Source organism: Kitasatospora sp. NPDC058444, from assembly GCF_042721415.1.
In the GTDB taxonomy this organism is placed as follows: domain Bacteria; phylum Actinomycetota; class Actinomycetes; order Streptomycetales; family Streptomycetaceae; genus Kitasatospora.
In genome coordinates this window covers 102300-123159 of record NZ_JBHXLL010000011.1, presented here as the reverse complement: position 1 = coordinate 123159, position 20860 = coordinate 102300, and the positions used below count along the sequence as shown (strand labels likewise).

At 74.1% G+C, this 20860-nt stretch carries 22 protein-coding genes; 6 read left to right on the top strand and 16 right to left on the bottom strand.

What is annotated here, in order from left to right:
- Window positions 1-205 precede the first annotated feature (205 nt).
- From ACFWP2_RS15105 to ACFWP2_RS15085, 5 genes are all read right to left on the bottom strand, one after another.
- Window positions 206-883 carry a response regulator gene (locus ACFWP2_RS15105; RefSeq protein ID WP_380451051.1) on the bottom strand — a complete coding sequence of 226 codons (678 nt, stop codon included), beginning with the start codon at window positions 881-883 and terminating at the stop codon, window positions 206-208.
- Window positions 880-2214: a histidine kinase gene (locus ACFWP2_RS15100; RefSeq protein WP_380451181.1), complete on the bottom strand. Its 1335-nt coding sequence runs from the start codon at window positions 2212-2214 to the stop codon at window positions 880-882. Before ACFWP2_RS15100 ends, ACFWP2_RS15105 begins: the two co-directional genes overlap by 4 nt.
- A gap of 219 nt (window positions 2215-2433) precedes the next feature.
- On the bottom strand, window positions 2434-3282 hold the full coding sequence (locus tag ACFWP2_RS15095; RefSeq protein WP_380451049.1) for an ABC transporter permease: 849 nt from the start codon (window positions 3280-3282) through the stop codon (window positions 2434-2436).
- Window positions 3279-4235: an ATP-binding cassette domain-containing protein gene (locus tag ACFWP2_RS15090; protein WP_380451047.1), complete on the bottom strand. Its 957-nt coding sequence runs from the start codon at window positions 4233-4235 to the stop codon at window positions 3279-3281. Before ACFWP2_RS15090 ends, ACFWP2_RS15095 begins: the two co-directional genes overlap by 4 nt.
- A 152-nt stretch (window positions 4236-4387) precedes the next feature.
- Complete coding sequence (locus ACFWP2_RS15085; protein ID WP_380451045.1) at window positions 4388-5701, bottom strand: hypothetical protein; 1314 nt, start codon at window positions 5699-5701, stop codon at window positions 4388-4390.
- A gap of 131 nt (window positions 5702-5832) precedes the next feature.
- Here ACFWP2_RS15085 and ACFWP2_RS15080 point away from each other — a divergent pair, with 131 nt between their 5' ends.
- Together ACFWP2_RS15080 and ACFWP2_RS15075 are read left to right on the top strand one after the other, a co-directional pair.
- Window positions 5833-6225: a DUF302 domain-containing protein gene (locus ACFWP2_RS15080; RefSeq protein WP_380451043.1), complete on the top strand. Its 393-nt coding sequence runs from the start codon at window positions 5833-5835 to the stop codon at window positions 6223-6225.
- Window positions 6226-6235: 10 nt separating this feature from the next.
- On the top strand, window positions 6236-7078 hold the full coding sequence (locus ACFWP2_RS15075; protein ID WP_380451041.1) for a universal stress protein: 843 nt from the start codon (window positions 6236-6238) through the stop codon (window positions 7076-7078).
- A 51-nt stretch (window positions 7079-7129) separates the two neighbouring features.
- Here the strand turns inward: ACFWP2_RS15075 and ACFWP2_RS15070 are convergent, their stop codons facing one another.
- The 3 genes from ACFWP2_RS15070 to ACFWP2_RS15060 form a co-directional block, all read right to left on the bottom strand.
- Entirely contained in the window at window positions 7130-8122 is a 993-nt protein-coding gene (locus ACFWP2_RS15070; RefSeq protein WP_380451039.1) for an alpha/beta fold hydrolase, read from the bottom strand.
- A 244-nt stretch (window positions 8123-8366) separates the two neighbouring features.
- On the bottom strand, window positions 8367-8717 hold the full coding sequence (locus ACFWP2_RS15065) for a DUF6300 family protein (protein WP_380451037.1): 351 nt from the start codon (window positions 8715-8717) through the stop codon (window positions 8367-8369).
- Window positions 8714-8905 carry a hypothetical protein gene (locus ACFWP2_RS15060; RefSeq protein WP_380451035.1) on the bottom strand — a complete coding sequence of 64 codons (192 nt, stop codon included), beginning with the start codon at window positions 8903-8905 and terminating at the stop codon, window positions 8714-8716. The genes ACFWP2_RS15065 and ACFWP2_RS15060 overlap by 4 nt, the downstream gene beginning before the upstream one ends.
- A 247-nt stretch (window positions 8906-9152) precedes the next feature.
- Between ACFWP2_RS15060 and ACFWP2_RS15055 the strand changes: the two genes are divergently transcribed.
- Window positions 9153-10241 carry a branched-chain amino acid aminotransferase gene (locus ACFWP2_RS15055; RefSeq protein WP_380451033.1) on the top strand — a complete coding sequence of 363 codons (1089 nt, stop codon included), beginning with the start codon at window positions 9153-9155 and terminating at the stop codon, window positions 10239-10241.
- A gap of 62 nt (window positions 10242-10303) precedes the next feature.
- Here ACFWP2_RS15055 and ACFWP2_RS15050 read toward each other — a convergent pair whose 3' ends face one another.
- The 8 genes from ACFWP2_RS15050 to ACFWP2_RS15015 all read right to left on the bottom strand — a co-directional run bounded on the left by ACFWP2_RS15050 (window position 10304) and on the right by ACFWP2_RS15015 (window position 18144).
- Window positions 10304-11881 carry a long-chain fatty acid--CoA ligase gene (locus ACFWP2_RS15050; protein ID WP_380451030.1) on the bottom strand — a complete coding sequence of 526 codons (1578 nt, stop codon included), beginning with the start codon at window positions 11879-11881 and terminating at the stop codon, window positions 10304-10306.
- Between the two features lie 38 nt (window positions 11882-11919).
- Window positions 11920-12879, bottom strand: coding sequence for an alpha/beta fold hydrolase (locus ACFWP2_RS15045; protein WP_380451028.1), 960 nt, complete (start codon window positions 12877-12879; stop codon window positions 11920-11922).
- Window positions 12876-13841, bottom strand: a complete 966-nt coding sequence (locus ACFWP2_RS15040; RefSeq protein ID WP_380451026.1) for a beta-ketoacyl-ACP synthase 3 — start codon at window positions 13839-13841, stop codon at window positions 12876-12878. Before ACFWP2_RS15040 ends, ACFWP2_RS15045 begins: the two co-directional genes overlap by 4 nt.
- A complete protein-coding gene (gene fabI, locus ACFWP2_RS15035) occupies window positions 13838-14650 on the bottom strand; it encodes an enoyl-ACP reductase FabI (RefSeq protein WP_380451023.1) in 813 nt (270 codons plus the stop codon). The genes ACFWP2_RS15040 and fabI overlap by 4 nt, the downstream gene beginning before the upstream one ends.
- Entirely contained in the window at window positions 14650-15891 is a 1242-nt protein-coding gene (locus ACFWP2_RS15030; protein WP_380451021.1) for a beta-ketoacyl-[acyl-carrier-protein] synthase family protein, read from the bottom strand. The genes fabI and ACFWP2_RS15030 overlap by 1 nt, the downstream gene beginning before the upstream one ends.
- Window positions 15888-16142 (bottom strand): acyl carrier protein, encoded by a 255-nt coding sequence (locus ACFWP2_RS15025; RefSeq protein ID WP_380451018.1) that lies wholly within the window; start codon window positions 16140-16142, stop codon window positions 15888-15890. The genes ACFWP2_RS15030 and ACFWP2_RS15025 overlap by 4 nt, the downstream gene beginning before the upstream one ends.
- Window positions 16143-16258: 116 nt before the next feature.
- Complete coding sequence (locus tag ACFWP2_RS15020; RefSeq protein WP_380451016.1) at window positions 16259-17377, bottom strand: radical SAM protein; 1119 nt, start codon at window positions 17375-17377, stop codon at window positions 16259-16261.
- A gap of 47 nt (window positions 17378-17424) precedes the next feature.
- Window positions 17425-18144, bottom strand: a complete 720-nt coding sequence (locus ACFWP2_RS15015) for a Phenylacetic acid catabolic protein (RefSeq protein ID WP_380451013.1) — start codon at window positions 18142-18144, stop codon at window positions 17425-17427.
- 399 nt (window positions 18145-18543) lie between these two features.
- Here ACFWP2_RS15015 and ACFWP2_RS15010 point away from each other — a divergent pair, with 399 nt between their 5' ends.
- The 3 genes from ACFWP2_RS15010 (at window position 18544) to ACFWP2_RS15000 (ending at window position 20850) form a co-directional block, all read left to right on the top strand.
- Window positions 18544-19002 carry a PaaI family thioesterase gene (locus ACFWP2_RS15010; RefSeq protein WP_380451011.1) on the top strand — a complete coding sequence of 153 codons (459 nt, stop codon included), beginning with the start codon at window positions 18544-18546 and terminating at the stop codon, window positions 19000-19002.
- Between the two features lie 151 nt (window positions 19003-19153).
- Window positions 19154-19321 (top strand): hypothetical protein, encoded by a 168-nt coding sequence (locus ACFWP2_RS15005; protein WP_360344316.1) that lies wholly within the window; start codon window positions 19154-19156, stop codon window positions 19319-19321.
- A 242-nt stretch (window positions 19322-19563) separates the two neighbouring features.
- A complete protein-coding gene (locus ACFWP2_RS15000; protein WP_380451008.1) occupies window positions 19564-20850 on the top strand; it encodes an MFS transporter in 1287 nt (428 codons plus the stop codon).
- The last annotated feature ends 10 nt before the right edge of the window (window positions 20851-20860 follow it).

The following is a 20860-nucleotide window of genomic DNA, read 5'->3' as shown; positions in this document are numbered from 1 at the left end:
GTCGGCCCTTTCGTCGGCGGGCACCTCCGGATGTCTGCAGTCTCCGGCACCCGTTGTCCCGGGTGCATGAGGCAGCAGCCCTGCCGGCCTTCGCGGCGGGCCTGCGGACCAAGGGGCGGGTCCGCAGACGGGCGGGCGGGTTCCTCGCGGTTGCCTGACAGGGTGGCCGGACGGGTGGCCGGACGAGGTGGCTGGACGGGGCGGGTCAGACCGGCGGGTGGGGGCGGGTGAGGCCGCGGTCGTAGGCGAAGATCACGGCCTGGACGCGGTCCCGGGCACCGATCTTCGACAGCACCCGGCTGACGTGCGTCTTGACCGTCGACTCCGCCAGCACCAGGCGCTGGGCGATCTCGCTGTTGGACCAGCCGTGGGCGATGGCGAGCAGGATCTCGCGCTCGCGGTCGGTCAGGGCGTCCAGCTGGGGGTCCGCGACGGGCGCGCCGCCGGGCGGGCGGACCGGCAGGCGGTGGGCGTAGGCGTCGAGCAGCCGCCGGGTGATGGCGGGGGCGACCACGGCGTCGCCCCCGGAGACGGCGCGGATGCCGGACAGCAGTTCCTCCGGACGGGCGTCCTTGAGCAGGAAGCCGCTGGCACCGGCCCGCAGCGCGGCGTGCGCGTACTCGTCGAGGTCGAAGGTGGTCAGCACCAGGATGCGGGAGCGCCCACCGGTCGCGACGATCCGGCGGGTGGCCTCGATCCCGTCCATGCCGGGCATCCGGATGTCCATCAGGACGACGTCGGGGCGCAGGTCCGCGGTCAGCCGGACGGCCTCGGCGCCGTGGGCCGCCTCACCGACCACCTCGGTGTCGGGCTGGCTCTCCAGCAGCATGCGGAAGCCGTAGCGCTGCAAGGGCTGGTCGTCCACGATGAGGACGGTGGTCACGTCGGGCCGCCTGTCGGGTCGGGGGTGGGGTTCGGGTCCGCGGTGAGCTCCGGGCCTGGGCTGAGGTCCGGGCCGGGGGTGAGGTCCAGTACGGCCTCCACCGCCCATCCGGCACCGGGGAGGGGGCCCGCCGTGAGGGTGCCCCCGTACAGGGCCGCGCGTTCGCGCATCCCGGCCAGGCCGTGGCCGTACCCGTCCGGGCGGCCGTGCCAGCGGGAGCCACCGGGCGGGCCGCTGTCCTCCACGCGGACCCGCAGCCGGTCGGCGTCGACGGTCAAGGTCACGTGGGCGCGGGTCTCGGGACCCGCGTGCTTGAGGGTGTTGGTGAGCGCCTCCTGGACGATGCGATAGGCCATCAGCTGGACGCCGCGGTCCGGCCGGTCCAGGGCGCCGGCAGCCGTGTACACCACCTGCGGTCCGGCGGCGCGGATGCGGGCGCACAGCCCGTCGAGGTCGGCGATGCCGGGCTGCGGCGTGTACTCGGCGGTGTGGTCGCCCTGGTCGCGCAGCACGCCGAGCATCCGGCGCAGTTCGCCGAGTGCCTGCCGGCTGGTGTCCCCGATCAGCAGCAGGGCCTCCCTGCCGCGTTCGGGGTTCGCCTGCGCCGCGTACGCCCCGCCGTCGGCCAGGGTGACGATGACGGACAGGTTGTGGCCGACGATGTCGTGCATCTCCCGGGCCACCCGGGCACGTTCGGTCGCGGCGGCCAGCCGGCTGCGCTGGTCGCGCTCTATCTCCAGCCGGGCGGCTCGCTCCCGCAGGCCGGCGAGCTGGGCGCGCCGGACGCGCACCGCGATGCCCAGGGCCACGGCCGCCGTCGTGGCGCTGAACAGGAAGAACAGCGCGTCGCCGACCGGCAGCCCACCGCCGGAGACGGCCACCGCGACCAGGGCGACGGCCACCACCATGGCCGCACAGGACCATGCCAGGTGCCGCAGCCGGCCGTGCAGCGCCAGGCTGTAGAGGGCGATCAGCAGGGCGGCGTCGGCACGCAGGCCGACGTCCAGGGACCACTGCAGGACGAACACGGCCATGATCGCGGCGAAGGCCGCCGTGGGCCGTCGTCGGCGCCACAGCAGCGGCAGGACCAGGCCGGCCTGCAGGGCCAGGGTCTGCGGCAGCGGCAGCCGGGCGAGCACGATCCGGTGCTCGCGCGCGCCGGCCTCGACGTGACCGGGGAAGAGGTCGGGCAGGCAGAACAGCAGGAAGGCGGCGGCCACCACCGCGGCGTCGAGCGCCCACGGGTGGTCGCGGTCCGCCTGCCGCAGCCGCTGGCCGATCCGGGCCAGGCGGGCGAACAGCGGGTGACCGGACAGGACGTCGGCGGGCAGGACGTCGACGGGCGGCGGGTCGGCGGGCGGGATGCCGACGGTCGGGGCTGCGGCCGCCGAGGTGTCGGCGGCCGGATCGCCCGCGACCGCGAACCGGCTCGTGGTGGCGGTGTGCTCGCTCACAGATGGCACCTCCCTGGGGCCGCCGGGCTGTCGTGGTCGGGTGTGCGGCGCCGGTTGTTCCCGGCGCCGCGGGGGATGGACTCCGTTTCGAGTCTCTCAGGCGTCGGTACGGACCAGCCGCACGGCCGCCGCACCGAGGGCGAGGACCATCCAGCCGAGGAAGACGGCCAGCCCCACCGTCGGCGAGAGCGTCGTCGAGTCGTGGTGCAGGGCGAACATCGCCTCGCCCGCGTGGCTGGGCAGGTACGGGCTGAGGTGGCTCTGCCAGGAGCTGGGCAGCAGCGACGTCAACCCGGGGACCAGCATCAGCGTGGCCACCAGCACCGCGATGCCGCCCGCCACCGAGCGCAGCAGCGCGCCCAGCGCCACGCCGATCACGCCGACCAGCGCGAGGTAGAGCCCGGCGCCCAGCAGACCGCGGACCACCCCCGCGTCGGAGAGCGTCATCGCCACCCGGGTGCCGGAGAGGACGCCGCTGTCGGCGACGAAGACCGCGAACACACCGACGGTGCCGAGCACCAGCGCTATCACCCCGTACACGGCGGCCTTGGACCAGAGCACCGGGAGCCGGCGCGGCACGGCGGCCAGGGTGGAACGGATCATGCCGGTCGAGTACTCCCCGGCGGCGACCAGCACGCCGAGGACGCCGAGGGCCAGCTGGGCGAAGTTGGTGCCGAACAGGGACAGGCTCAGCGTGCTCGCGCCCGCGAAGTCCCGCTCCATCGGACGGCCGGAGGTCATCCGTGACTTGAACTGGTAGGCGGCGATCAGGCCGAAGGCGACCAGGAAGAGCAGGGCCAGCCCGAGGGTGATCCAGGTGGAGCGCAGCGACCACAGCTTCGCCCATTCGGAACGGAGCACCCGCAGCGCCGTCACCTTGTAGGCGGGGCGCGCGGGCCGCACTCCCCCGGGGGCGGGCATCGGGCTCGGTGCCGTGGTGGTCATGCCGCGCTCCTCGGGGTCTCACCGACGGGGGCGCCGACGGCGGTGGTGGGCGTGCCGTGGTACTCGACGGCGTCGCGGGTCAGGTCCATGAACGCCTCCTCCAGGGAGACCGTCCGAGGGGTGAGTTCGAACAGGGCGATGCCGTGCTCGGCGGCGGCCAGGCCGATCTCGCGGGCCGTGCGCCCGACGACCAGCAGTTCCTCCGAACCGGCCCGGCCGGTGACCTCCACACCCGGGCCGGCCAGCACGGCGCGCAGCCGGGCCGGGTCGGCGCTGACCACCTTGACGACGTCGCCGCCGGCCTGGCGGACCAGCTCCTGCACCGTCGTGTCGGCCAGCAGCCGGCCCCGTCCGACGACGATCAGGTGGTCGGCGACCAGGGCCATCTCGCTCATCAGGTGCGAGGACACGAAGACGGTGCGGCCCTCGGCGGCGAGCGAGGTGAGCAGGTTGCGGATCCACCGCACGCCCTCGGGGTCGAGGCCGTTGACGGGCTCGTCCAGCATCACCGTGGCCGGGTCACCGAGCAGGGCCGAGGCGATCCCCAGCCGCTGGCCCATGCCGAGTGAGAACGCCCCGGCACGCTTGCGGGCCACCGAGGAGAGCCCCGTCAGCTCGATGACCTCCTCGACCCGTCGGCGCGGGATGCCGTGGGTGTGGGCCTGGGCCATCAGGTGGTGGAAGGCCGAGCGGCCCGGGTGGATCGACTTGGCCTCCAGCAGCGCGCCGACCTCCTGGAGCGGTGCCGCGTGCTCGGCGTAGCGGCGGCCGTTCACCCGCACCGAGCCGCTGGTGGGCGCGTCCAGCCCGACGATCATCCGCATCGTGGTGGACTTGCCCGCGCCGTTCGGCCCGAGGAAGCCCGTCACCGTCCCCGGCCGGACCGTGAAGTCCAGCTGGTCCACGGCCGTCTTCTCCCCGTACCGCTTCGTCAGCCGGTGCGCCTCGATCATCGCTCACCCCTGTGCTCCGGGGCCGGTCCGTACCGGCCGCCTCGCGCACCACGCTACGTGCGGAGCCGGCTCCGATCCGTGGTACCGGGGTCCGATCATCGGCGCGCCCGTAGTACCGCGGTACCACCCCGACGCCCCACCACGGCAGGCGGTCAGCGGCACCCCGCCAGCACGGCCCGGACCTCGGCCAGCGCCGTCGGATGGTCCTCGCCGTACGTCACCACCGCCGCGAACACCGCGTCGATCGCGGCGCGCAGCGGGTCCGCCTCGGCCGCGCCCAGCACGGCCGGCAGCGCCATGTGCGGCTGCGACACCGGCCGGTCGGGGTCGAGCGGGCCGAGGTGGGCGGTGAACACGGCGGTCGGCGACGTCCCTGCCGCCGATGGCGCCGATGGCACCGGGAGCTCCGACACGGTCCCGCTACGGAAGGCCGACTGCGACACGGACACGAGCACGGACAGCGGCTGCGGAGCGCCGGGGCCGAGGTGCGGCGGGCGGACGGGCTCGCGCCCCGGGGCGACGGCCCGGCGGACCGTCCGGGCGGGGACGCGCGGGTCGGTGGCGAGGGTCTGCCAGAGCGCGGCCGGGTCGTCGAAGGGCGGCGGCAGCGGGCGGCCCTCGTCCAGGGCGGCCAGGGCGGCGGCAACCCAGTCGAGCCCGGCGAGCCCGGCCGCCGCGCAGGCGCGCCGGGCGGCGAACCGCGCCACCGTGCGCTGAACCCGCGGGCCGGCGTCGTCCAGGGCGTGCAGCAGGGACGCGTCGAACTCCAGCAGGCCGCGCACATTGCCCGCCACCTCGCGCAGGGCCCGGCTCGGCCGCCGACCGCCCCATTCCCACAGCTCGGCGGCGGCCCGGTTCTCCCGCTCCACCCGCTCCACCCGCTCCCGCGCGAGACGGGCCCGGAGCTCCTCCGCGGCCAGTTCCTCGGGGGTCGGTGGCGGCGGCAGCCGCCGGGCGTAGTCGTGCCAGTACGCCGCGGTCCGCGAGCTCTGCCGCAGGACGCGGTCCGGCGCGGGCGGGGCGGGCCAGAACTGGAGCAGGTAGCGGTCCGCCTGCGGTTCGTCGGGCGTCCCGGTGTCCCGCCGGTGCCCCTCGTCGATGCCCCGGGCGCAGTAGCGCACCCGGTAGTCGGTCTCCGCCAGGTCCAGCTCCCGGACGGTGCCGCCGGCCCACTCCACCAGCAGGCTGCGGTCCGTGGCCGGACGGAAGGAGATCTCGACCACGTCCTCCCAGTCCTGGTCCACCGGCGGGGCCTGCTCGTGCACCTCGACGGTGAAGCCGACGCTCCCGGTGTGCAGCCCGGTGGTCAGCCAGAGCGCCCCGGGAACGGCCGCGCCGCAGAGCCCCGCCCGCTGTCCCGCGAACGCCTTCGCCAGGTCGGGCCCGGGACCATCGGGGTCGCTCTCCACGTAGATCTGTCCGTAGTGCACCCGGACCTCGCCGTCGACCGGCCTGCGCACCTGCACCACACCCTCCCCGCGATCGGAACGGCCCGAGCGTAGGCGGCACCACCGACATCGACCCGAGATCCGCTCCGGGAGGCGGCGGGCACGGCGGCCGCCGATACTGGGGCCGCCCGGATTCTCAGGGAGGAACCATGGACTACGGTCTCGGCGTGCGGCTCGACCGGCCGTTCGCGCAGGCGGTGGAGTCGGTCACCGCCGCGCTCAAGGAGCAGGGCTTCGGCATCCTGACCACCATCGACGTCCGGGCGACGCTGCGCGAGAAGATCGGCGCGGAGATCGAGGACTACCTGATCCTCGGCGCCTGCAATCCCGCCCTCGCCCACCGCGCGCTCCGGGCCGACCCCAGCATCGGGCTGCTGCTGCCCTGCAACGTGGTGGTCCGGGCGGACGGCGACGCCACGGTGGTGGAAGCCGTCGACCCGCAGACGATGATCACCCTGGCCGGCCCGGGCGGCGGGCTGGGCGAGGTCGCGGACGAGGCGGCGCAGCGGCTGGGCGCCGCCCTGGACGCGCTGCGCGGATGAGGAGCAGACCATGACCGCACCCGTCGTCGCCGGATTCGACGGCTCGCCCGAGAGCCTCGCCGCCACCGAGTGGGCCGCCCACGAGGCAGAACGCCGCGGCTGCCCGCTCGATCTCCTGCAGGCCTGGCCGTGGCCGCACCGGGACGTGGTCGGCAGCGAGGAGACGTACCGGCACGCGCTGGACCGACTGTCGGTCCGGGCTGATGAGTTGCGCCCGCTGGCCGGTCCCGGGCCGGTCACCTCGGCGATCGTCCCCACCGATCCGGCCGAGGCGCTGGAGGCGGCCGGAAACTCGGCCGCCGTGCTCGTCCTGGGCTCGCGCGGGCTGGGTGCGGTACGCGGCTTCCTGGTCGGGTCGGTGAGCCAGGAGGTGCTGCGACGGGCGAGCTGTCCGGTGGTGCTGGTCCGGGCGGAGGCGGTCGAGCCGGACGGCCCGGTGCTGGTGGGCCTCGACCTGACCCGCCCGATGGACGACGTGCTGGCCTTCGCCTTCGACGCGGCCGTCCGGCGCCGGGCCCCGCTGCGGGTGGTGCACATCTGGTCGTCGCCGGTGTCCAGCGAGTACACGGCACTCCAGGCCGTCGGGCTGGAGGGCGACCTCTCGGCCGTCGAGCGGGACCGGTTCGCCGAACAGCTGGACCCCTGGCGGGAGCGCCACCCGGAGGTGCCGGTGACCGCCGAGCTGATCCACGGCAGCCGCTCCGTCGCCCTGGTGGACGCGGCGGCGGGGGCCCGGCTGCTCGTGGTCGGCCGCCGAGTCCGCCGCACCCTGCTCGGCGCCCACCTCGGCCCGGTGGCGCACGCCGCGATCCACCACGCGGTGTGCCCGGTCGCCCTCGTCCGGCACGCCTGACCCAGGCGGGCCCCGGGCGGCACACCCGACCGGGGCGGCCGGGCCGGTCGCTCAGCGGGTGGCGCGGCGGCGGGCGATACGGGTGAGCACCGAGCCGGAGACCAGCGCGGCGGCACCGACGGCGCCGACCGCGGCGAGGGCCTGGCCGTGCGAACCGGTCGCGGCGAGCTCGGCCGGGGCCGCACCGGCACCGATGGCGCCCGCGGCCCCGTCACCGATGGCCCCCGCGGCCTCACGGATCTGGCGGACCACGACGTCGGGATGGGACATCATCGACACGTGCGAGGAGTCGATCTCGACGGTGCGCGACTTGGCGCGCCTGGACTCGAAGCGTTCCAGGTCGGGGGCGATGGCCCGGTCCTGCCGGGAGACGACGAACCACGACGGGATGTCGCGCCAGGCGGCGGCGGTGGCCTTCTGCGCGAAGCCGACCTGGGAGACCGGGCGCTGCTCGGCGGCCATCAGCCGGGTGCGCGATTCGGGCAGGTCGGCGGCGAAGACGGCGCGGAACTTCTCGGTCTGGATGTAGAGGTCGACTCCGCCGCCGCCACTGCCCGCGAAGAGAACGGGGTTGAGCGCGGTGCCGAGGTCACTGCCCGCGAACTTCGTCGACAGCTCGGCCGGGGACTCGCCCACGTCGGGCGCGAACGCCGACACGTAGACGAGCGCCTTCACGTTCGGGTTCCCGGCGGCGGCCTGGGTGATGACGGCTCCGCCGTAGGAGTGGCCGGCCAGCACGATCGGACCGCTGATGCTCTTGAGCACACTGGCCACGTACGCGGCGTCCTCGGTCAGTCCGCGCAGCTCGTTGGGCGGGGCGAGGACGGTGTACCCGTCGTCCATGAGGCGCGCGGCGACGTCGTTCCATCCGGAGGCGTCCGCGAACGCGCCGTGCACCAGGACCACCGTCGGCTTCGCTCCGCCGCCCGGCCTTCCACCGGTTTCGGCGGCCGTGGCCGGAGACGCTCCGGCGGCGACCGCACAGGTCGCGAGCGCCACCACGGCGGCTGAGGAGAGCGAACGGCGGGACTGCGATATGCCCATGGTTCCTGCCTTTCAGCAAGGTGAGAGGGGGCTGGAACCACCCTGTTCACACCGCTGCCCGGGCGGCACACCACGCTGCGCACGCGGGTGAATCCGCACCGCCGTTCGGATTCCGGTGCGACGGCCTCGGGTTTCGGCGCGGGGTTCCGGCGTCGGGTTTTCGGCACCGGATCTCGGCATCGGATCTCGGCACCGGCGACACCGCGTCGATCGACGCGGGCAGGAACGGTTCGGCCCACGGTGTTCAGAGCTCTCCCGTTCTGAACCGGGCCGCTTCGTCCTCCAGGGCCGCCAGGTCGGGGGTGCGGTGGCGGACGGTGCTCACCCATTGGCGGACGAGCGCCCCGAGCTCGGCGAGGCGGCTCGGGACGGGGGTGCCGAGGAGGGCGAGCAGGCCGGTCGCCGCCGGGTCGTCCTCGTCGCAGGCGGGGCAGAGGGCGGTCTCCTTGAAGCCGGTCACCTGCTTCCCGGCCTGATTCGGCCAGGAGTGCGGGTAACGGGCGGTCAGGAGCGCCTGGTTTCCGCAGCGTCGGCACGGCGGGACGGCCATGGTCCGGACCTCGACCGCGGGAGCGTGCTCGCTCGGAGGGTTCATGCCCGACCCACCCGGGTCCCGGCGCCGGGAAGCACGATCGCGGCGAACGGGATGAACGGGGCGGACGTGCCGTCGAGGTCGGGCGGAAGCGCCCTGGTGACGCGCCGGCCGTGCGCGAACGGGCGGCCCGGGTTGCGGGAGGAGTCCTCGATGGCGTTCCTGGCCTTGATCCTGCCGAAGGTGTTCACCCGTACGGTCTACCCGCTACCGTGCGTGTCGATCACCGCCCCGGCGATCGACCCCCGCGAGCGGTGCCACGACGGGCCCGGCCGGGGTCGCTGAGCAGCACGAGGACATCCAGAGGTACGCGGACGGCGACGGCCGGGCCGGGTCGCGCCGTGTCACGTTCGACTGACGACCGTTAGCATGACGGGTATGGCGCCGATCGTTGGCGTCAGTTCACACAGATTCCACAGCGGTGTTGAGGAGTTGACGATGAGTCGCGCTTTCCCTCTGGTCAGGAGGACCGATCCCGTCTCTGAGCAGGAGCGACGTGCCATCCTCGCCGCCCCGGGGTTCGGAAAGTTCTTCACCGACCACATGGCCACCGCCACCTGGACGCCCGCCGATGGCTGGCACGACCGCGAGGTCTCCGCGCTGGTCCCGTACTCGCTGCACCCGAGCGCCGCCGTGCTGCACTACGCCCAGGAGATCTTCGAGGGGCTGAAGGCCTACCGTCACGCCGACGGCAGCGTCTGGCTGTTCCGCCCGGAGTTCAACGCCCGCCGCTTCGCCCGCTCCGCCGAGCGGCTCGCCCTGCCGGTGCTGCCGGAGGAGGACTTCCTCACCAGCGTCGAGGAGCTGGTCCGCGCGGACGAGGCGTGGGTGCCGGACTCCGCCGACGAGAAGAGCCTCTACCTGCGGCCGTTCATGTTCGCCTCGGAGGCCTTCCTCGGCGTCCGGCCCGCCGAGCAGATCGCCTACTCGGTCATCGCCAGCCCGGCCGGCCCGTACTTCGCCGGCGGCGTCACCGGCATCACGCTCTGGGTCAGCAGCAACTACACCCGCGCCGGGCGGGGCGGCACCGGCGCCGCCAAGTGCGGCGGCAACTACGCCTCCAGCCTGGCCGCGCAGTTGGAGTCCCGGAAGCACGGCTGCGACCAGGTGCTGTTCCTGGACGACACCGGCGGCGAGGGCGACCTGGAGGAGTCCGGCACGATGAACCTGTGCCTGGTCACCTCGGCCGGCGAGCTGGTCACCCCCGCGCTCGGCAACATCCTCGACGGCGTCACCCGGGACTCGATCCTGGCCCTGGCGGGCGAGTTCGGGCTGACCCCGGTGGAGCGCTCGATCACCCTCTCCGAGCTGCGGTCCGGTGCCGCCGACGGCACGGTCACCGAGGTGTTCGCCGCCGGGACCGCCGCGGTGGTCACCCCGATCGTCGGGTTCAAGGGCGAGGGCTACGAGTTCACCATCGGCAACGGCTCGCCGGGCAAGCAGACCCTCGCGATCCGCGAGCACGTGCTGGACATCCAGTACGGCCGCGCCGAGGACGTCCACGGCTGGATGCGACGGGTGGTCTGACCACCCCGGGCGGCCCGACCGGGCCGCCCGACCCGTCGGGGCCGCCCGGCTCCCGGGCCGCTTCAGCTCCCGATCCGGCTCAACTCCCCCTCGGGCACGACGACCTCACGCTTGAGGATCTTTCCGGTCGACCCCTTGGGCAGCGCGTCGACCGTCCAGACCAGCCGCGGGTACTTGAACGGGGCCACCCGCTCCCGGACGAAGCCGCGGATCTCCTCCGGGGTCGCCGAGGCGCCCTCGCGCAGGACCACGGCGGCGGCCACCTCCTGGCCGTGGGTGGGATGGGGGACGCCGATCACCGTGGCCTCGGCGATCGCCGGGTGCTCGTACAGCACGTCCTCCACCTCCCTCGGGTAGACGTTGAAACCGCCGCGGATGATGACGTCCTTGCGGCGGTCGACGATCCGGAAGTCGCCCCGCTCGTCACGGGTGCCGAGGTCCCCGGTGTGCAGCCAGCCGTCCCGGACGGTCTGCGCGGTGGTGTCCGGGCGGCGCCAGTAGCCCTTCATCACGTTGTGGCCCTTGATCACCACCTCCCCGACCGTGCCGTCCGGCACCTCCCGGCCCGACTCGTCGACGATCCGCATCCGCACCCCCTCGATCGGGATGCCGATGGTGCCCGCGATCCGCTCCCGGTCGCTGCGGTTGGCGCAGGCCAGCGGGGAGGACTCGGACAGCCCGTAGCCCTCCAGCACCACGCAGTCGAAGTCGGTCTCGAAGCCGCGCAGCACCTCCGGCGGCATCGAGGCGCCGCCGCCCAGGCACACCCGCAGCGAGGAGACGTCGTGCCCGGCGCGCTGCGGGTGGGTCAGCATCAGGGTGTACATGGTCGGGACGCCGAGGAAGACGCTCACCCGGTCCCGCTGGATCACCGAGAGCGCGGCCAGCGGGTCGAAGCGCCGCACCAGGGTCAGGCACGCCCCGACCGCCACCGCGGAGTTGAGGCCGATCACCTGGCCGAAGGAGTGGAACAGCGGAAGCCCGCCGAAGACCACGTCCCGCTCGACCATCCCCAGCACCTGGACGCCGGCCCGGACGTTGCACACGATGTTGCGGTGGGTCAGTTCGGCACCCTTGGGTGCCCCGGTGGTGCCGGAGGTGTAGAGGATGACCGCGGTGTCCTCTCCCCCGCGTCCCCCGGTCCCCGGCAGGCCGTCGGGCTGCCGCGCGAGCGCCGCGACGAGGGCGGAGGGCTCGACGGGGACCAGCCGGGTGCCGGTGCGCCGCGCGCCCTCGACGGCCTGCTCGGCGCCCGCGTGCCAGGCGAGCAGCACGGCGGCCCCGGCGTCGGCGAGGCAGTGCTCGATCTCCCGGGCCTTCAGCAGCGGGTTCATCGGGACGACCACCGCCCCGGCGCGCAGGATGCCGTAGTACAGCACCGCGAACTCCGGCACGTTGGGCAGCAGCACCGCCACCCGGTCGCCGGGCGCGACGCCGAGCTCGGCCAGCCAGTGGGCGGCCCGGGCGCTGCGCGCGTCCAGCTCGGCGAAGCTCAGCACCTCCTCGTCCAGCCGCAGGACGGGGTGGTCCGGGCAGCGCGCGGCGGTCGCGGTGAGCAGGTCGGGAATGCCGTACGGGAGGTCGGCGGGACCGTGCGGATCGCCGGTGCTTCTGTCGGACGGGGTGGGGACGGCGGACATGCGGACGCTCCTCGGGGCGGCGGGGCTCGGTCTGATCCTCATACGGTCGGGTGGACGCCGCTCTGCGACGCGGCGCTCTCGCGGGCGCCCGCGGCGGCGCTCCCGGCTGCCCCCTCGGCGGCGCTCCCGGCAGCGGCCGCGGCGAGCAGCCAGGGGGCGATCCGCTCCACCAGCCCGCGGTTGTGCCGGATCCACCGGAAGTGGTCCAGCGCTCGGCCGTCCGCCTGTTCGGCGGTGTAGCTCCAGCGCTCCACCCGGGCCCGGGGCAGCTTGGCGCACAGGTGGTCGACGGCCCGCGGCGGTGCCAGCTCGTCGCCCTGCACGTCCACGGCCAGCACCGGCAGGTCGACCCGGGCCAGCGCCCGTTCGTAGTCGGCGGCCGCGCCGCGCACCCGGTAGCGGCCGGTGCGCATCTGCCGCGCCCAGTCCCGCATCAGCCGGGCCGACTCGCGCCCGCCGAAGCCGAACCGCTCGCCCGGCCAGTGGCCGACCACCGCCGAGGCGACGACCGAGAACTGGCTCAGTGCCAGCCTCCGCAGGCCGGCCCGTACACCGAAGGTCCGGTACCAGGCCGATCCGCTGGCCACCAGCACCGCGCCGGCGAGCCGGGGCCGGTACACGCCGCAGTGCACCAGGCCCAGTTGGCCGCCCAGGCTGTGCCCCAGCAGCAGGCGCGGCGCGCCCGGGAAGGCCTCGGCGACCGCGTCGAGCACCGCCCCGAAGTCATGCTCGACCAGCTCGCGGAAGCCGAAGGCGACCCCGTGCCGCGGCACCGGCCGGCTCTCGCCGTGGCCGCGCAGGTCGCAGGTGGCCACGCTCAGGCCGGCCGCGTGCAGGGCGCGGACCAGCGGGGTGTAGTGCCGGGCGGCCGTGCCCATCGCCGGCAGGACGATCACCACCGGGGCGGCCGGCTCGGGCCGGGCCAGCGCCCGGACGGTGAGCCGGGCCCCGTCGGGCGCGGTGAGCTCGGCGATCACGGGGAACCGGGGCGTCCTCACGTCCGCCCCTCCCCGCCGGCGCCGGCGCCCGGCCGCCAGCCGATCACCCCCGCGCCCCAGGTGATGCCCGCCCCGAACGCGGCGAGGCCGAGCAGCTTCGGACCGTCCAGCAGGCCCTCCTCGCGGGCGTGGGTCAGGCCCAGCGGGATCGAGGCCGCCGAGGTGTTGGCGACCCGGTGGACGTTCAGGTAGAGCCGCTCGGGCGGCAGCCCCACCTCCTTGCCGACCGCGCGCACGATCCGCGCGTTGGCCTGGTGGGCGACGAACAGGTCGAGGTCCTCGCAGGTCAGGCCGCGCCCGGCGAGCACCTCCCGGGTGGCGGCGGACATCTTCTCCACCGCGTGGTCGAACACCTCCCGGCCGTCCATCCGCAGCTTGCGGTCCTCCCGGTCGGCGTAGAGCAGCGGGATCTGCTCGCCGTCGCTGCCGAGCGAGAAGCACGGGTCGGGCGCGCCGGGCACGTCGGCGACCACGGCGGCGCCGGCTCCGTCGGCCAGCAGCACCGCGGTGCCGCGGTCCTCGTGGTCGGTGATCCGGGTCAGCGCGTCGGCGCCGCAGACCAGCACCGCCTCCGCCCGGCCGGTCTCGATCAGCGCGGCGGCGTGGTCCAGGCCGTAGACGAAGCCGGCGCAGGCCGCGTGCAGGTCGAAGGCGGTGGCCTGCGGCATGCCGAGCCGGGCGGCGACCTCCACCGACACCCCGGGGGTGACCCGGTCGGGGGTGATGGTGGCGACCACCACGTGCCGGATGCTCGCGGCGGTACGGCCGGAGCCGCGCAGCGCCTGTTCGGCGGCGGCCACCACGAGGTCGGCGAGCCGGCCGTCCGGGGCGAGGAAGCGGCGCTCCTCGATGCCGGTCCGTTTGACGATCCACTCCGGGGAGGCGCCGATCCGCTCGAAGTACGCGTTGGGGACGACGCGTTCGGGCAGGGCGGCGCCCACGCCCACGATGGCGGCCGTCATGCCGCGCCTCCTTCGGCGAAGGCCGGGCCGGTGCCCATCCGGACGGCGTGCATCCCACCGTCCGCGTGCAGGATCTCCCCGCTGACCGTGGCGGCGAGGTCGGAGAGCAGGAACAGCACCGGTCCGACCACCACGGCCGGATCGGTGCGGTCCCAGCCGAGCGGGGCCTCGGCCTGCCAGCGGTCGGCGATCCGGTCGAAGGTGCTGATCGCCTGCCCGGCGACGGTCTCCACCGGGCCGGCCGCCACCAGGTTGACCCGGATGCCGGAGGGACCGAGGTACATCGCCAGGTAGCGGCAGACCGCGCCGAGGGCCGCCTTGCCCACGCCCATCCAGTCGTAGCCGGCCCAGGCGCCGGAGGCGTCGAAGTCCAGCCCGACGACGCTGCCGCGCCGGCCGTGCGCGCTGAGCAGCGGGGCGAGCGCGGTGGCCAGCGAGTGCAGGGAGACGGCGGCGGTGCGCAGCGCGAGGCCGGCGGCCTCCGGCGGGGTGGTGAGGAAGTTGCCGCTCAGCGCCGTCTGCTGGGCGGCGGCGACGGCGTGCAGCACGCCGTCCACCCCGCCCCAGCGCTGCTCCAGGTCCTTGACCAGCCGGGCGAAGTCCTCGGGCCGGGTGACGTCCAGCTCCAGCACCTCGGTGGGGCGGGGCAGGACGCCCGCCGCCTTCTCGGTGATCCGCCGGGCCCGGCCGAAGCCGGTGAGCAGCACCTCCGCGCCGGCGTCCTGGAGCGCCCTGGCGGTGTGCCAGGCGATGGAGTCCTGGTTGAGCACCCCGGTGATCAGATAGCGGCGTCCGTGGAAGCCGAGCATCACTCCTGGCCTTTCGTCGTACCGGGCGCCTCGGCCGCCGCCAGCACCAGGGCCGCGTTGTGTCCGCCGAACCCGAAGGAGGTGGAGAGTCCTGCCCGGCGGCCGCCGGGCAGGGTGGGGGCGGCGAGGGTGGTGGCGCGGTGGATCAGGTTCAGCGGACCGAGCTTCTCGTCGGGCTCGCGCAGCCCGACGGTGGGCGGGGCGGTGGCGTGGCGCAGCGCCTGCAGGGTGGCGACGGCCTCGACCGCGCCGGCCGCACCGAAGAGGTGGCCGGTGCAGGACTTGGTGGAGGAGAGCGGGATCGCCTCCAGGGCCGGTCCGAGCGCCAGCCGCAGCGCCTCGCACTCCGAGCGGTCGTTGAGGACGGTCCCGGTGCCGTGCGCGTTGAGGTAGCCGAGCTGTCCGGGGGTGACGCCGGCCGCGTCGAGCGCCAGGGTGACGGCGCGGGCCGCGGGCTCGCCGGTCGGGTCCGGGGCGGTGAGGTGGTGGGCGTCGCAGGTGGCGCCGTAGCCGAGCACCTCGCCGAGCACGGTGGCGCCCCGGGCGGCGGCGCCGGCCGCCGTCTCCAGCACCAGGATTCCGGCGCCCTCGCCGATCAGCAGGCCGTCCCGGTCGCGGTCGAAGGGCACCGAGCGGCCGCTCTCCGACAGCGCGCCGGCGGTCCGGAAGGCGGCCCGCACCAGCTCGGAGGTGGAGGCCTCGGCGCCGCCGACCACCACCGCGTCGGCCGCGCCGGCGGCGAGCAGCAGCAGGGCGGTGCCGATCGCCTGGGTCGCGCTGCTGCAGGCCGAGGCCAGGCAGAGCGCCTCGCCCCGGAAGCCGTACCGCTGGGCGATCTGCGAGGCCGGGGCGTTGGCCATCATGGCGGGCACCATGAGCGGGGAGACGAACTCCCCGCCCTGCTGCCGGAGCACCTCGGCCTGGCCCTCGAAGCTCGCCGTCCCGCCGAGCGCACAGCCGACCACGCAGGCGATCCGCTCGGCGGGGTAGGGCGGCGGGCCGTCCGTCCATCCCGCCTGGGCCAGGGCCTCGGCGGCGGCCACGAGCGCGAGCTGGGTGAAGCGGTCGGTGCGGCGGATCTGCTGGCGCGACAGGTGGTCGGCGGGCCGGAAGTCCCGGCACAGCCCGAGCCCGTCGGCGAGCCCGCTCTCGCCGGCCACCGCTCGCCGGTGCAGCTCGTCGGCGCCCACGCCCAGCGGGGTCACCGCGCCCAGGCCGGTGACGACGGCCCGGGGCCTCACTCCAGACCGGCCTTGCGGCGGCACAGGGCGAGCACCTCGCCGACGGTGTACAGCTGGTCGAAGTCCTTGGGCTTCACCGGGATGCCCAGCTGCTTGCGGATGGACTGGCTGAGCTCGACCATGTCGAGCGAATCGATCTCCAGCTCGTCCAGGGCGGCGTCGTCGACGATGCCCTCGCGGTCGACGCCGAGGTCGACCAGGGCGTCGACGACGAAGTTCTCGATGGCGGTGCGGTCCAGTGTGTCTGGCATGGCTCTCCTCGTCCGCGCGGGGCGGCGGTGGCGGTGCGGGGGACGTGCGGGCGGTGCGTACGGCGCGCCGGCAGTACGCGCGGCGTGCGGGCGGTGCGTACGGCCGGGCGGCGGGCTCAGGCCGTGGTGCCGACCTTGGTGGCGTGGTACGGGGCCCAGTGCCACTGCCGCCAGTAGCTCTCGGCGATGTCCAGCCACTGCTCCAGCCGGGCGGCGTCGTCCAGGAAGCGGTTGGCGCTGACCACCAGCCAGCTGTAGACGGCCTGGCTGTCCCGGCAGCCGCCGCAGTCGCCGGAGGTGCAGCAGAACTGGAGCGACTCGTAGTCGGCGCCCCAGACGTTGAAGCCGGGGATGACCGGGTTGCCGTTGGCGACGCGCTCCTCGTGCTCGGGGGCGTCGACGCTGAGGCTGGGGCAGACGTCGTAGCCGAACCGCCCGCCCCAGTGCGTCCGGCCGGTCACCAGGGTCTCGATGAAGTACGGGTGGCTCACCACCGCGTGCGGGTACAGCTCCTTGACCCGCTGCGCCTCGTCCAGCACCCGCTGCTCGTTGGCGATCTTCAGCGGGGTCTCGGTGCCGTGCTCGCTGTAGAAGTTGAAGGTGACGATGTTGCCGTTCTCGGCGATCTTCCGCACGGTGGGCTCGATGTGCTCGACCCCGGCCTCGGAGAGCGCGTAGATGAACAGCACCCGCTGGTCGTCGCGGTAGTGCGAGAGCGCGGTGTCGAACAGGCCGGTGAACTTGGAGCCGTTGACCCGGATCGCGCGCAGGTCGTCGTCGAGCGGGCCGCCGCCGAAGATGCTGACCGCGATGGCGATCTTCTCGAAGCCCTGCTTGGGCATCGGGCGCAGGCCGTTGGTGGAGATGGTGATGTACGGCAGCTGTTCGACGAAGGCCTCGACCCGGCGCGGGACGAGGGTGGGCTCGCCGCCGATCAGGGTGGCCTGGTTGACGCCGTCGTCGGCCAGCTTGCGGGCGAAGGCCCGGATGCGGTCCAGGTCGGACAGCTCCTTGACGGCCGTGTCGAAGCCGCCCTCGAAGTACCAGCACCCCTTGCAGCGGATGTTGCAGGTGTTGGTGAGGTGGACCTCGCAGGAGCGGACCTCGCGCCCCAACCGGCGCAGCCGGTGCAGGCGTTCGGCCAGGTCGGGACGGTCGGCGATGAGTTCGGCGGTGCGTGCCTTGGCCTCGCGCCGGCTCAGCGGGCGTCGTTCGATGGTGACGGGTGTTGCCATGGCGGTGGGCTCCTCGGGAGTCGCGGGATCGGCGTGCTGCTGCACTGCTACTCCGGGAGGCGCAGACCCAGGTTCTTGATGCGCGGGGTGACCTTCTCCCGCCACAGGTCGCAGGCCTGGCCGTTGGTGGTCTGCCGCAGGCCGAAGCGGACGGCCAGCCGGGCGCGCTCGGAGCGCGGGCTGCCGAAGATCCGGATGAAGGTCGGCCAGAGCCGGTCCAGGGCCTGCTGGAGCTGCTCGCGGCCGTCGTCGGTGGCGGCGAGGTTGCGGCACACCCGGGCGCCGTGGGCGATGTGCACCTTCTCGTCGAGGACGATCGTGCGCACCGCGTCGGCCCAGGGCCGGTAACTGCTCTGCGCGAACTCGGAGATCATCACCATGGCCGTCTCCTCCCCGATGTAGGAGAAGATCCCGCGCTCGGCCCAGGTGGTGCAGTTGTGGAACTCCTGGGCGCGGAACAGGTTCCGCTCGGCCAGGGTCTGCTTCTCCATGTAGCTGGTGTCCACGCCGATCTCGGCGAGGACCCGCTTGCCGATCTTGTAGTGGTCGTACTCCTCGGCGGCGCGCTCGGCGCAGACCTGCCGCTCCTCCGCGTCGGGGGCCAGCGGCAGGAAGACCTGCACGTAGTCGTCACCGCCGGAGAGCTCGCCCTCGGTGTTGACCACCATGCCGCGGATCGCGATCTCCCGGTACTCCTCCGGCATGGCGAGGAACTCGTCGGGCGTGCGGACCACCACCACCTCGTCGTCCGTAATGGAAATCCCCATGGCACAACACCCCGTTTCTGAAGCAGGACCCTGAAGCAGGACATGGTCGGGCGTGAGCGGCCGGGGCGGCTTCCACCGAGGCCCTCGATGACGACCACAAGGAAAAAGGACGCCGCCCCCCAGCGGCCGGCGGAGCTCCGCAGCGGCTCCGCTCAACTTCCTGGGAGCGTAGGTGGTGGTTTTTGGACCGAACAAGGTCCCGCACGGATCGTGCCGAACGGATTCGGCCACCGGGCACCACCGGAGCGACTGGTTCCGGCCGCTGCGACACCGGTACGACATGCGCAATTTCCCTTCCCGTCAAGGATCTTGGCGGGTGACCACGGCAAACGAAGCTGGCCGGAAGCAGGCCTGGACCGCTCCGGGCGTACCGCCTGGCCGACGGTTACGCTGAGCGCCATGACCACCGACTCGAACACGGCGGTCGCCACCGTCGACGTCCTCCTGGGCCCCGACCAGCTCAATGAGCTGATCACCGGCCAGTTCCCCGACTACGCCGCCTGCCGGGTGACCGAGGTGGACGGCCACGCCCTGATCCTGGCGGTGGACGGCGACCGGCTGCGCACCCGCCCGGGCGGCACCGTCTCGGGCCCGGAGCAGGCCGGACTGTGCGACCTGGCCGCGTTCCTCCTGATCAACGCCCGGCTCGGGACCACCCTGATGGCGCTGACCAGCTCGCTGCAGATCAGCTTCCTCAACCGTCCCCGGCCGGGGGCGCTGCGGGTGCACGCCAGGACGGCCAAGTTCGGGCGCCGGCTGTGCGTGATCCTGGCCGAGCTGCTGGACGCCGACGACACCCTGGTGGCCAGCGCCACACTGACCTACGCGATTCCTCCGGCCCGGCCCGAGACGGCCTGACGCCCGTCCTCGCACCCCTCCCCGCCGCACCGGCGCCGTCCCGCCGCCGCTCCGACCCCGGCGGCAGGACGAATCCGACATTACGAATACGGGGTGGGGTATATTGGCAGGGCGGCCCCACCCCTGGGGGCCCGGAGAACGGAAGTACCAGATGTGCCGACGAGTCGCCTGCCGCACCTGCGGGAAGCCGACCTTCGCCGGGTGCGGGATGCACGTGGAGCAGGTCCTGGCCGGGGTGCCCAAGTCCGCCCGGTGCGACTGCGCCGCGCAGGGCCGGGCGGGCAAGGGCTGGTTCGGCAGGCTGTTCGGCCGCCGCTGACCGCCACGTCGACCGTCCTGCGCCGACCCTCTCGCGCCGACCACCCCGCGCCGACCACCCCGCCGCCCGTCCGTACGCCAACAACTGGCCAGGGTGGCGCGAAAGATGACAGCAAGTCGGCCTAGTTCACGATCTTTTGGACAGGAAATGATCTAAGCATTGATCTGGCGCCCGTCCACCCTCTAAATTGCGGTGCAATGTCACACTGAACCGCCATATATGGCGCGCCCGGGGGGATTACGGTGCCGGACACCGCATTGGAAGCACCGCACCAGGCCGCGAGCAAGCTGCCCCGGGCCTTCTACCGGCTGGCCGCAGGCGATGCCCTGAACATGTACGGAAGCCAGCTCGACCTGGTCGCGCTGAGCCTGTTCGCCTACGAGGCCGCCGGCAACGCCCTCGGCACGGCCGGGTATCTGGTCCTGCGGCTGGGCGGGGGCGTCGTCGGCGGGCTGGTCGCCGGGCGGCTGGTGGCCCGGCTGGAGCGGCGGAAGCTGATGACGGGCTGCGCTCTGGCCCAGGCGCTGGCGCTGGTCGTCGTCGCCCTCGTCCCGGCCTCGCTGCGCATCCCCGTCCTCTACCCGCTCGCCCTGGTCCTCGGCGCCGCCGCCGCGATCGCCGCCGTCGCCCTGCGGACCAGCATCCCCGAGATGGTCGGCGCCGGGCGCCGGGCCCGCGCCAACAGCCTGATGGCCAGCTGCCGTTCCACCGCGATGGTGCTCGGCTTCGCCTCCGCCGGCGTGGTGGTGGCCTGGGCCGGGTTCCGGGCCGCGCTGCTCATCGACGCGGCCAGCTTCCTCCTGTTCGGGGCACTGGTGATCCGGCTGCCGCTGCCCACCCGGGCCGCGCCGGCGGAGGAACCCTCGGCCCAGCCGACGGAGGAACCCTCGGCCCAGCCGGACGAACCCCCGTCGAAGGCCGGGAAGCGCGGCCCCCGGTGGCAGGCCCTGATCGTCCTGCGGGCCGCTCCGGTGGTGGGCGCCATGGCGGGGATCCGGCTGCTGGACGCCTTCGGCTCCGCCGCCCACAACATCAGCCTGCCGGTCTTCGCCAACCAGTCCTCCCCCGGCAACCCGGCCGCCCTGCTCGGCACCTTCTGGGCCACCTGGGCGATCGGCAACCTCGGCGCCCAGCAACTGGTCTCCCGGTTCATGCTGCGCCGGGGCATCGAGCCCGGCGAGCGCGGCTTCGCCCTGGGCACCTGCCTGATGTCCGCCTGCTTCATCCTGGTCTTCACCGACCTCCCCACCCCGCTCTTCCTGCTGGTCGCGATCGGCGCCGGCCTCGGCGACGGCTTCACCGAGATCTCCTACACCACCCGGATCCAGGCCCTCGCCGACGAGCGGCGCGGCGAGGCCTTCGGCATCCTCGCCTCCGCCGAGAACGTCGGCATGGGCACCGGGATGCTGCTGAGCGGCTCGCTGCTCACCCTGCTCAGCCCGCTGACCGTGGTCGGGGTCTCGCACGCCGTCCCGATCGTGCTGGCGCTCGCCTTCCTGGTACTGGTCGCCCGCACCCGTCGCCGCTGAGCGGCCCGCC